The sequence below is a fragment of the Clostridium sp. ATCC BAA-442 genome (assembly GCF_964239415.1).
Lineage (GTDB): Bacteria > Bacillota > Clostridia > Oscillospirales > Oscillospiraceae > Flavonifractor > Flavonifractor plautii.
The window spans coordinates 89,663-100,410 of the sequence record NZ_CAXSQB010000010.1 but is presented as its reverse complement, the minus strand read 5'-3'; the positions used below and the strand labels follow the sequence as shown (position 1 = coordinate 100,410).

Genomic DNA, 10,748 nt, shown 5'->3' with positions numbered 1-10,748 from the left:
GTGTACAAGACAGTTGTCCACCAGCAGGCCGGTGAGGCCCACCACCCCGCCGCCGCCCTGCGGCACAATCTGGCCGCCCTGGGCTCCCTTCTGCCGGCGGGGGCCAGCCTTATGCCGGTAATCAAGGCCAACGCCTACGGGCACGGGGACTTGGAGATCGCCCGGCTGTGCGTCGGGGCGGGCGCGGACGCCTTTGCCGTGGCCACCGCCGCCGAGGGTGTCCGCCTGCGGCGGGGCGGCGTCCGGGGGACGATCCTGGTGCTTGGCTATTCCGGGCCGGAGCTGGCCCCCCTGCTGGCCCGGTACCGCCTGACCCAGACGGTGGTGAGCACCGAACACGCCCGGGCGCTGGACGCATGCGGCCGGCGGCTGGCCGTCCACCTCAAGGTGGACACCGGCCTCCACCGTCTGGGCATCCCCTGGGACGACACCCAGAGCCTGACCGCCCCTTACAGCTGTTCCCATCTGCGGGTGACCGGCGTATTCACCCACCTGGCCGACACGGAGCGGCTGGACGCGGCCAGCCAAGCCCGTACCCGGGAGCAACTCCGGCGCTTTCGGGCAGCGGTGGATGGCCTGCGCTCCGCCGGACACGCCCCCGGAACCGTCCACTTCCAGGGCAGCTACGGCCTGCTCAACTACCCCGGCCTCCCCTGCGGCTACGCCCGCCCCGGCATCGCCCTGTACGGCGTCCTCAGCGCCCCCGGCGACGCCACCACGGCGGTCCTCCCCCTCCGCCCGGTGCTCTCCCTGCGGGCCAGGGTATCCCAGCTTCACACCCTGGCCGCCGGAGAGGCGGCGGGCTACGACGGGGCCTACACCGCCCATCGGCCCACTGTGCTGGCCACCCTGTCCATCGGCTACGCCGACGGCTGGCCCCGTACCCTCTCCAACGGGGCGGGCCGGGTGCTCCTCCACGGCCGAACGGCCCCCATAGTGGGACTTATCTGTATGGATCAACTTCTGGTGGACGTGACGGATATGGAAGGCGTCGCCCCCGGCGATACCGCCACTCTCATTGGCCGGGACGGGGACGCCGTCCTTACCGCCGAGGAGGCCGCCCAGGCGGCGGGTACCATCACCAACGAGCTGCTCTCCCGCCTCGGCCCCCGGCTGGAACGGGTGGTGCTTCCCTAAAAAACGAGCCTCAGACACAAGCGTCTGAGGCTCGTTTCTTATTTCTTTTTCTTCGGCCGGGCGTTCTTTTTGGGCTTAGCCACGGCCCAGCCCACCTTTTTGGCGGGGCGGGCGCGGGTGGGCTGGGCCTTGCCCTTGGCGGGCGCGGGCTTGCCCCGGCCGGAGGGCTGATCCCCCGGCCTGGCGGGGCCGTTGGGCCGCAGGAGACAGCCCTTGCCGTAGCCGATCAGATCCTCCCGGTGGGTGCGGTGGAGGGCCTCCCGCACCAGCGGGCGCTTCTCCGGGCGCTTCCACTGCATCAGCGCCCGCTGCATCGCCTTCTCGTGGGGATCACGGGGCACATACACCGGCTGCATGGTGCGGGGATCAATGCCGGTGTAGTACATGCAGGTGGACAGGGTTCCCGGCGTGGGGTAGAAGTCCTGCACCTGCTCCGGCTGGCGGCCGGTGCGGTTGATCCACTCCGCCAGCCGCACCGCGTCGTCCAGGGTACAGCCCGGGTGGGAGGACATGAGGTAGGGCACCAGGTATTGCTCCTTGCCGTACTTCTGGTTCAGCCGCTCGTACTTACCCTTGAACTTCTCATAGACCTCGATATGGGGCTTGCCCATGTAGTCCAGTACGCCGCTCACACAGTGCTCCGGGGCCACCTTGAGCTGGCCGGAGACATGATACTTCACCAGCTCGGCAAAGAACTCGCCGCTCTTGTCCTGGAGCATATAGTCGAAGCGGATGCCGGAGCGGATGAACACCTTCTTCACCCCCGGCACCTGCCGGATCTTGCGCAGGAGCATCAAATAGTCGGTGTGGTCGGCGTCCAGATTGGGACAAGGCGTGGGGGCCAGGCAGGCCCGGCCCCGGCACATTCCCGCCTTCATCTGCTTCTTGCAGGCGGGGCGGCGGAAGTTGGCGGTGGGGCCGCCCACGTCATGGATATAGCCCTTGAAGCCGGGGTGGCGGGTCAGGGCCTCCACCTCCCGCAGGACGCTCTCATGGCTGCGGGAGGTGATGATCCGCCCCTGGTGGAAGGCCAGGGAGCAGAAGTTGCACGCCCCGAAGCAGCCCCGGTTGTGGGCCACGGAGAAGCGCACCTCCTCGATGGCAGGCACGCCCCCCATCTCGTCATACATGGGGTGGGGTTCCCGGACGTAGGGCAGCTCGGCCACGAAGTCCAGTTCGGCAGTGGTGAGAGGCATGGCCGGCGGATTGACCACCAGCAGCCGGTCGCCGTGGCGCTGGAGGATGGCCTTTCCCCGGACGGGGTCGTGCTCCTCATACTGGATCTGGTTGGCCTGGGCATACGCCCGCTTATCCGTAGATACCGCCTCAAAGGAAGGGCACTCCACCTTTGGATAGGCACACGCAGAAGGATCTTTGGCAATAAAGGCGGTTCCCTTTACATCTGTAATCTCCCGGATGGGCGTTCCGGAGGCCAGACGGGCCGCAATCTCCCGGGTAGCGCGCTCTCCCATACCGTAGACCAGCAGATCCGCCTGGCTGTCGAAGAGGATGGCGCGGCGCACCTTGTCCTCCCAATAGTCGTAGTGGGCAAAGCGGCGCAGACTGGCCTCCAGGCCGCCGATCACCAGCGGAATATCCCCAAAGGCCTCCCGCACCTTGTTGGCGTAGACGATCACCGCCCGGTCGGGCCGCAGGCCGGCCCGATTGCCCGGGGAATAGGCGTCGTCATGGCGGCGCTTTTTGGCCACGGTATAGTGGGCCACCATGGAGTCGATGTTGCCGCTGGAGAGCAGAACACCCAGCCGCGGGCGGCCCAGTGCTGTAAAGGAGCCAGCCTTGCGCCAGTCCGGCTGGGCCAGGATTGCCACCCGGTAGCCCTCGGCCTCCAGCACCCGGGAAATAATGGCCGGGCCAAAGGAGGGGTGGTCGACATAGGCGTCGCCGGTGATGACCAGGAAGTCAAACTCCTCCCAGCCCCGCTCCGCCAGATCCGCTTTGGTGACAGGCAAAAATTGATTCATAGGTTCCTCATGATTCCTTGGCTTCAAATCCAATGTATTTTTCCAGAACATCCAGCGGGCCGCGGGCACCCGGCTCCTCTCCCATCTTGACAAAGCCGTACTTCTGGTAGAAGCGCTGGGCAATCCCGTTGTCCGGCGCGCAGCACAGCCGCAGGCGGTCTCTGCCCAGAGGCCGGTAGGTGGATACCGCCTGGCCCAGGAGCTGCACCCCCAGGCCCTGGCGCCGGTGGGCGGGGTCCATGTACAGGAAGGGGATATAGCCCACACCCTCGGCGGCCCCCCGGTCCAGATCCATCTGGAGCAGGCCGGCCGTCTCGTCCCGCTGCATGGCGCACATCACCGCCCGCTCCGGGGCCCGTTTCCAGCAGCGCAGGGCGTCCCTCTGGAACGCGTCCCCGTCGAAGGGCACCGCCGGGCCGTTCACATCCTGCCAGGCCTCATGCCGGGCCGTCCGGTACACCGTCCCCTCCTTTTTCAGGTTGAGGGGCCGGAACCACAGGTTTGCATCGCCGCTTGTTCCATCCCGCTCCTTCCACCACCGCTGGCGGGCCAGGGTGGAGATCTCGTCGGGCAGGTGGGAGTTATCGTTCTCAAAGACGATGCGGGTGCGCTCCCCCTCCACCTCCAGGCAGGTGACGGCGGTGTTGTCGCTGTGGCCCAAACCGTCCATCTCGCCGGGTCCCAGCCCCCGCAGGGCCGCCTGGAGGCAGCGGATGGCGGTGCCGTGGGAGAACAGGGCGATCGTCTGGCCCGGGTGGGCCGCCGCCAGGCGGAGCACCGTGCCCTTGAGCCGCGCCTGTACCTGGGCGAAGGTCTCTCCCCCCTCCACCCGGAAGTCCGGGGAGCTGTGATTGAAGCGGATCAGATTCATGGCGTCGCACCGCTCCAGCTCGCCCCAGGGCTTGTCCTCCCATGCGCCCAGGCTGATCTCCCGCAGGCCCGGGTCGGTGTGCAGCTCCAGACCGTGGGACAGGTAGACCGCTTTGGCGGTGGTCATTGTACGGAACAGGTCGCTGGAGTACACCGCGTCGATATGTATGTCCGCAAACCGTCCCCGCAGGGCCGCGATCTGCCGGTAGCCGTTATCGGTAATCAGGCTGTTGTACCAGCCGTGTACCCGGCGGTAGAGATTTCCCTCCGCCTCCGCGTGGCGGACCAGATAGACGGTTGTCATCGCTTTACTGCACCTCTGAATCTGAAATCCATTGTTCTCATACCTCTAGAGTCTTTTCCAGCTTGGAGACAATATGCTTCTCCTCGCCGCACTCATCTCCCATGCCGCCCAGCGCACTGGCGGCAGTGAGATGGAGACGGAGCCGCCCCTCCAGCTCGTCCAGCACTGCCGTCACCACCATCTCGCTTCCGGTTCTGTGAAGATACTTGACCAACACCAGAACCAGAACCGCGCCGCCGGGGGTCTCCAGCCGGTAGCGCTCCGACACCTGTCCATTGCTGAACCCGCTGCGCACGATCACATCCTGAATGCGGTCCGCACAGCCCTCCATGGGCAGCTTGGGGTAGAACACTTCTGTATAAGCCATATCCTTTTCCTCAGAGCCGATAGTGGCTCAACGCGTCGTGGACGACTCCCTCGAAGGACTCCGCCGCCCCCCAGTCAAAGCGGAAGAGTCCCTCACCCCCGCCTCCGCCGATACAGTGGACGCGGGTGCGGCCGGTAAAGTCGTCCAGGACCACGGTGAGGGTGAGCCGGTTGCCCGCCCGGTAGTAGTGCTTCTCATAGACCGCCACCACACAGGTGCCGCCGCCCGGGTGGGTGAGCTCATAGTGGTCAACCAGCTCCCCGGTGACGCTGTCGGTCACCGCCGCATGGATGGCTTCCCCGCACTCCCGCAGTCCCAGGGAGACAGAATACGAATCCTCCATCTTTTTCCCTCCCGCCTTCAGCCGTCCAGATAGGAGAACAGCTTCTCCCGCAGGGCCTCGCTGTACTCCTCCGCCGCTGTCTTGCTGTCTCCGCTCTGCCGGAGCATTCCCGCCCCGCCGGTGACCGTCCAGTAGAGCCGGGTGCGCCCCTCCAGGTTGTCCAGCACCGCCGTCAGGGTGAGGCGGCTGCCCATGCGGAGAAAGTACTTTTCAAAAAGCAGCACCATGCCACAGAGATTCTCGCCCTGGCGCAGCTCATGGCAATCCACCATCCGGCTGGACAGCCCCGCACGTTCCACCAGCTCGGACACGGTGCGGGCCGCCTCCGCCACGGACAGGTTCAGATAACAGGTGTTCCGCTCCATCGGCGCGCACCTCCATTCACCATGGCACGACCGCCCCGGTAAAGTCGGATACCTTGTTCAGCCCCTGGCGCTCCGCCAGGGACGCCAGGCCGTCCCGCACCTTGATGGGGGCATAGGGATCGTCAAAGCAGGCGGTGCCCACCGCCACGGCGGAGGCCCCGGCCAACAGGAGCTGGGCCGCGTCCTCCCCCTTGGCTACGCCGCCCATGCCCAGGATGGGCAGCTTCACGGCCTGGGCCACCTCCCACACCATGCGCACCGCCACCGGGAGCACGGCGGGTCCGGACAGGCCGCCGGTGTTCATCTTCAAAATGGGCCGGCGGGTGTTCACGTCGATGCGCATCCCCCGCAGGGTGTTGATGAGGGACAGGGCGTCCGCCCCCGCGTCCGCCACGGCCCGGGCGATCTCGGTGACGTCGGTGACGTTGGGGGAGAGCTTCACCATCACCGGTACTCTCCCGGCGTGGGCCTTGGCCACCGCTGTCACCTCGGCGGCCAGCTCCGGCTTGGTGCCATAGGCCAGGCCGCCCGCCTTCACGTTGGGGCAGGAGATGTTGACCTCGATCATGTCCACCCCAGCGGCGGAGAGCTTTTCGCACATGACGCCGTATTCCTCCGGGGTATTGCCCGAGATGTTGGCGATTACCGCCAGATCATGCTTTCTCAGCTCGGGCAGCTCTTCCGCGATAAAGGCGTCCACTCCGGGATTCTGGAGGCCCACGGAGTTGAGGATGCCCATGGGGGTCTCCGCGATGCGGGGAGGCGGGTTGCCCTCCCGGCGGCAGAGGGTCAGGCCCTTGCAGCAGATGCCGCCCAGCTCGCTCAAATCATAAAACCGGCCGTACTCCCGGCCGAAACCGAACGTGCCGGAGGCCACCACCACGGGGTTTTTCATCCGCACCCCGGCCAGCACCACGGACTGCTCCACCTTAGACATTCCACGCCACCTCCTCCGCGTCAAACACCGGGCCGTCCTTGCACACGTGCTTCATGGTGCCGTCGGCCATCTGGATGGCGCAGCCCAGGCAGGCCCCCACGCCGCAGGCCATCCGCTCCTCCATGGACACCTGGCAGGGCACGCCGTACTCCGCCGCCACGACAGCCACGTTTTTCAGCATGGGCTTGGGGCCGCAGGCCAAAACCGCTGTAAAGTTTTTATCCTTTTCAAGAACAGCCCGCACTTGAGCATCCACAAAGCCTTTCTGTCCTAGGCTTCCATCATCACTGCAAAGCAAAACATCTTTACAGCATTTCTGAAATTCCTCGATCAGCATGGCGCGGTCTGCCGACCGGAAGCCCAGTATGGCGGTGCTCCGTCCCGCCGTCCACTTGGCGCAGCCCAGCATAGGGGGCACACCGATACCGCCCCCCACCAGCAGGCAGCGGTCCTCCCGCCCTATCCGGAAGCCGCGGCCCAGGGGGCCCAGCACGTCCAGGGTGTCCCCTGCTTTCCGGCGGGCGAGCCACGCTGTGCCCTCCCCACGCACCTCAAAGACGATGCGCAGCCGGTTCTCCCCCCAGCCGCAGATGGAGATGGGGCGGCGGAGCAGACGGCTGTGGCCGCACTTCACATGGACAAACTGATCCGGCCCCTGGGGCTCCATCCCCTCGGCCTCCAGGGTGAGGGACCAGGCAAATTCATTGAGGCGCACCGCCTCTGCGACGGTACAGAGCTTTTGTATTGGCATGGGTGTGTCCCCCTCTGTTTCCTTGGTTTACTGGATGGCGATAAACCGGCAGATATCGTCCCGCATGGCGATGGCGGCGGCGCGGGCGGCCTCTTGGTAGTCCGCGCCGTTTTTGCCCGTCTTCTGCCAGGCACAGATGATGCCCCGGGAGGAGTTGACGACGGCACCCCGGCCATTCTCCTGGAAGGCATACTGTACATCCTCGGCGGTGCCGCCCTGGGCCCCGTAGCCGGGCACCAGCAGGAAGGTGTGGGGCATCCGGGCGCGGAGCTTCTGTAGCTCCTCCGGATAAGTAGCCCCGGCCACCGCGCCGGCCCGGATATAGCCGTACTTCCCTTCAGTGCCGGCTCCCCACTTCTCAATGAGGTCGGCCATAAGGCCGTAGACGGTGTCTCCCTCCCCGGCGGCCACGTTCTGGAGCTCGCCGGAGCCGGGGTTGGAGGTCTTGGCCAGGATAAACACGCTCTTGTCCCGCTCCCCCGCCACCTTTAGGAAGGGGTTGACGCTGTCCGCGCCCATGTAGCCGTTGAGGGTGACGCAGTCGGCGTTGAAGCCCCCGCAGAAGGCCTCCCCCACCTTGGTGACTCCCAGCCAGGCGTCGGCGTAGGCCTCCGCCGTGGAGCCGATGTCCCCCCGCTTGATGTCGGCGATGACGTACATGCCCTTCTCGTGGGCGTAGCGGATGGTCTTTTCCAGCGCGGCCATACCGTGCCAGCCCAGGCGCTCATAATAGGCGGACTGTGGCTTGACGGCGGGTACAACATCGCACAGGGCGTCGATGAGGCCCTTGTTGAACTGGAAAATGGCGTCGGCGGCCCCCTCCAGGGTCTCGCCGAACTGTTCATAGGACGCTTTGCGGATGTGCTCCGGCACATACTCGGGCTTGGGGTCCAGCCCCACCACTGTGGGGTTTTTCATACGGATAATTTTCTCCTGCAATACATCAAAGGACATCGCGCTCATTCTCCTTCCCGGTAGACGATCTCGCCGCCTACAATCGTATATTTCACTTTCCCCCGCAGGGTCTTTCCCGCAAAGGGAGTGTTGCGCCCCTTGGAGGCGAAGCGGTTGGGATCCACCGTCCACGCCTCGTCGGGATCGAAGATCACCACGTCGCCGTCCGAGCCGATGGCCAGCCGCCCCTTGGTGGGCAGGCGCAGGATGCAGGCCGGGTTAATGGTCATCCGGCGCAGGATGTCGGACAGGGCCATCTCGCCCGTGTGGTAGAGGTAGGTCAGCGCCACAGCAAGGGCGGTCTCCAGGCCCACCATGCCGCTGGGGGCGTCGGTCAGGGGCCGGGCCTTTTCCTCAGCGGAGTGGGGGGCGTGGTCGGTGGCGATGGCGTCAATGGTGCCGTCCTTCAATCCCTCGATAATGGCCTCCACGTCCGCCTTGGTGCGCAGGGGCGGGTTTACCCGTGCCAGGGCGCCCTGGGCTAAAATCTCGTCCTCGGTGAGACTGAAATACTGAGGGCAGGTCTCACAGGTGATCTGTACGCCCTTGCGCTTGTACCGCCGCACCAGGGCCACCGATTTGGCGGTGGAGATGTGGCAGATGTGCACCGCCCCGCCGGTCTCCTCCGCCAGCATGGCATCCCGGGCCACCATCAGCTCCTCGGCGATGGCCGGCCGGCCGGCCAGCCGAAGCTGGCGGGAGATACGCCCCTCGTTGACCGCGTAGTTCTTCACCATGTCGGCGTCCTCACAGTGGGAGAGAATCGTCAGGTTTTGCCGGTGGGCCAGGATCAGGCCGTCCCGCATTAAATTGGCATTCTGGACCGGCACCCCATCGTCGGACAGGGCCACCGCCCCCGCGCCCTTCAGGGCCTCAAAGTCGGTGAGCTCCTGCCCCTGCTGTCCCCGGGTCACCGCCCCGATGGGCCAGACATGGACGCCGCAGGCCTCCGCCGCCCTCTGCTTTACAAATGCAATCTGCTCCGGGCTGTCGGTGGCCGGGCGGGTGTTGGGCATACAGGCAATGGAGGTAAAGCCCCCATGGGCCGCGGCCGCCGCGCCGGTCTCGATGGTCTCTTTATATTCAAAGCCGGGCTCCCGCAGATGTACATGCATATCCACCAGCCCGGCGCACACGGTCAGTCCCCGGGCATCGATCACCCGGGCGTCGGGCTCGTTGATGTTGCTCCCGATGACCGCTACCTTTCCGTCCTCAACCAGCACATCCATAATCCCGCCGATGCCCCCAACCGGGTCAACCAGCCGTCCCTGCCGTATCAGCAGCTTCACGAAATCACTCCTTTCACATTGAAACCGTTCCAAACCGCCATGCAGAGCACAGCAAAAAAGGGTACAGGTCCACCCCCGTCCCCTCCACAAATTGAACCGTATCATACCGCATACATTATACCTTGAAACACAGTTTTTAGCAACGGATTTTTCTGCGTTTCCGGCAATAATAACAGCGGACGCTGATGCAGAAGGGAGCGAAGCAATATGACGAAGCATGCGTTTCTGGAAGGGATGGGCCTTGGCGTGCTGGCGGGCGCCGCCATCGGTATGGCGGTGACCGCCAAGAGCATGCAGAGCCCCGACGTGCGCCGGATGGCCCGGCGTGCCGTCCGCAAGATGGACCACATGAAGGACGACTTGGCGGACACCCTGGGCCTGTAAGCTCAAAAAGAGGTGCGGCTAAAAAGCCGTACCTCTTTTTTATACTTGACTTTCATTTTATTTATGTTATATTCAATATAATTAAACCAAAAATAAAAGGAGAATTAAATTGGAGCTTAATAAAATCCCCCAGTGGATGCTCGCTCTCGAACCGGAGGACGCCGCCTTTCTCAAAAATTTCGCGCTCAAGTCCGGCTCTCTGAAGGAGATCGCCCGGCTCTACCAGGTCTCTTACCCCACGGTCCGTCTGCGGCTGGACAAGCTCATCCAGAAGATCGAGCTGGCCGACCAACAGGAGGAGGAGCCCTTCACCGCCTTTATCAAGGGGCTGGCGGTGGACTCCCGCATTGATGTGGAGACCGCCAAACTGATCATCGACAAATACGAGAAGGAGGGGAAACCGATATGAGAGAGTTTGCAGTTCTTTTCATTTCCCTGGCCCTTTTGGCGCTGGAATACTATCTGGGTACCCGGAGAAAGCCCCTGCTGGGGGCTCTGCTGCCCGGCGGGATCCTCCTGCTGCTGGCCGGCCTGTCCATCGCGCTCCGGGATGCCTCCGGCCTGCTTTCAGGTATTCCATGTGCCGCGGGACTGGCCGCCGCCTGGCTGATCGGGCGGAACAAGGCCACGGCGGCAGAAAAGGCCGAGCTGGAGAAAATGAAGGCCAAGGATCTGTAAGGAGGGAGCGCCATGAACCAACCGTCCACACTGAAAGAGCGTATCCTACAGTATGCCCAGGTACATCTGGGCGCGGAACCGGAGCACCTCTGGGCTAAATTCCCCCGCTATGCCGTCCTGCGCCACAGTGAAAACGCCAAGTGGTTTGCGGTCTTTCTGGAGGTTCCCGGAACCAGGCTGGGGCTGGAACGACCGGAGTCCGTCGACATTCTCGATGTAAAATGCGGCCCGCTCCTGGCCGGCTCCCTTCTCGGCGTCCCAGGCATCCTGCCCGCCTACCACATGAACAAGTCCAACTGGGTCACCCTCCTCCTGGACGGCTCGCTCCCGGAGGAGGAGATCATCCGCCTGCTGGAACTGAGCCACGATCTGACGAAGCCGGGGGGG

The 10,748-nt window shown here is 64.7% G+C and carries 14 protein-coding genes; 5 read left to right on the top strand and 9 right to left on the bottom strand.

Features of this window, described 5'->3' with window-relative positions:
• On the top strand, window positions 1–1,137 hold a 1,137-nt coding region (gene vanT / locus ACESY8_RS06690; protein WP_498794673.1), incomplete at its 5' end, for a serine racemase VanT catalytic subunit.
• A gap of 38 nt (window positions 1,138–1,175) precedes the next feature.
• Here the strand turns inward: vanT and ACESY8_RS06685 are convergent.
• From ACESY8_RS06685 to ACESY8_RS06645, 9 genes are read right to left on the bottom strand one after another with little or no spacing between them, the layout of a single operon-like run.
• Window positions 1,176–3,119, bottom strand: a complete 1,944-nt coding sequence (locus ACESY8_RS06685) for a YgiQ family radical SAM protein (RefSeq protein WP_434307991.1) — start codon at window positions 3,117–3,119, stop codon at window positions 1,176–1,178.
• A gap of 7 nt (window positions 3,120–3,126) precedes the next feature.
• Window positions 3,127–4,293: a GNAT family N-acetyltransferase gene (locus ACESY8_RS06680; RefSeq protein WP_434307990.1), complete on the bottom strand. Its 1,167-nt coding sequence runs from the start codon at window positions 4,291–4,293 to the stop codon at window positions 3,127–3,129.
• Window positions 4,294–4,330: 37 nt separating this feature from the next.
• Window positions 4,331–4,660 carry a hypothetical protein gene (locus ACESY8_RS06675; RefSeq protein ID WP_498794672.1) on the bottom strand — a complete coding sequence of 110 codons (330 nt, stop codon included), beginning with the start codon at window positions 4,658–4,660 and terminating at the stop codon, window positions 4,331–4,333.
• Window positions 4,661–4,670: 10 nt separating this feature from the next.
• Complete coding sequence (locus ACESY8_RS06670) at window positions 4,671–5,003, bottom strand: DUF6054 family protein (protein ID WP_007488304.1); 333 nt, start codon at window positions 5,001–5,003, stop codon at window positions 4,671–4,673.
• 17 nt (window positions 5,004–5,020) lie between these two features.
• Window positions 5,021–5,368 (bottom strand): DUF6054 family protein, encoded by a 348-nt coding sequence (locus ACESY8_RS06665; RefSeq protein WP_007488303.1) that lies wholly within the window; start codon window positions 5,366–5,368, stop codon window positions 5,021–5,023.
• A gap of 16 nt (window positions 5,369–5,384) precedes the next feature.
• Window positions 5,385–6,305 carry a dihydroorotate dehydrogenase gene (locus ACESY8_RS06660; RefSeq protein ID WP_054338570.1) on the bottom strand — a complete coding sequence of 307 codons (921 nt, stop codon included), beginning with the start codon at window positions 6,303–6,305 and terminating at the stop codon, window positions 5,385–5,387.
• Window positions 6,298–7,056: a dihydroorotate dehydrogenase electron transfer subunit gene (locus ACESY8_RS06655; protein WP_434307989.1), complete on the bottom strand. Its 759-nt coding sequence runs from the start codon at window positions 7,054–7,056 to the stop codon at window positions 6,298–6,300. The genes ACESY8_RS06660 and ACESY8_RS06655 overlap by 8 nt, the downstream gene beginning before the upstream one ends.
• A gap of 27 nt (window positions 7,057–7,083) precedes the next feature.
• Window positions 7,084–8,010 carry an orotidine-5'-phosphate decarboxylase gene (gene pyrF, locus ACESY8_RS06650; protein ID WP_054338569.1) on the bottom strand — a complete coding sequence of 309 codons (927 nt, stop codon included), beginning with the start codon at window positions 8,008–8,010 and terminating at the stop codon, window positions 7,084–7,086.
• A 5-nt stretch (window positions 8,011–8,015) separates the two neighbouring features.
• Window positions 8,016–9,299: a dihydroorotase gene (locus tag ACESY8_RS06645; RefSeq protein WP_065534809.1), complete on the bottom strand. Its 1,284-nt coding sequence runs from the start codon at window positions 9,297–9,299 to the stop codon at window positions 8,016–8,018.
• Between the two features lie 207 nt (window positions 9,300–9,506).
• On the opposite strand from ACESY8_RS06645, the gene ACESY8_RS06640 reads away from it, so the two are divergent.
• From ACESY8_RS06640 to ACESY8_RS06625, 4 genes are all read left to right on the top strand, one after another.
• On the top strand, window positions 9,507–9,683 hold the full coding sequence (locus tag ACESY8_RS06640) for a hypothetical protein (protein WP_009256751.1): 177 nt from the start codon (window positions 9,507–9,509) through the stop codon (window positions 9,681–9,683).
• Between the two features lie 109 nt (window positions 9,684–9,792).
• Window positions 9,793–10,092, top strand: coding sequence for a DUF2089 family protein (locus tag ACESY8_RS06635; RefSeq protein WP_054338568.1), 300 nt, complete (start codon window positions 9,793–9,795; stop codon window positions 10,090–10,092).
• Complete coding sequence (locus tag ACESY8_RS06630) at window positions 10,089–10,361, top strand: hypothetical protein (protein ID WP_007488294.1); 273 nt, start codon at window positions 10,089–10,091, stop codon at window positions 10,359–10,361. Before ACESY8_RS06635 ends, ACESY8_RS06630 begins: the two co-directional genes overlap by 4 nt.
• Before the next feature lie 12 nt (window positions 10,362–10,373).
• Window positions 10,374–10,748: MmcQ/YjbR family DNA-binding protein (locus ACESY8_RS06625; protein ID WP_498794671.1), on the top strand; the 375-nt coding region annotated here is incomplete at its 3' end.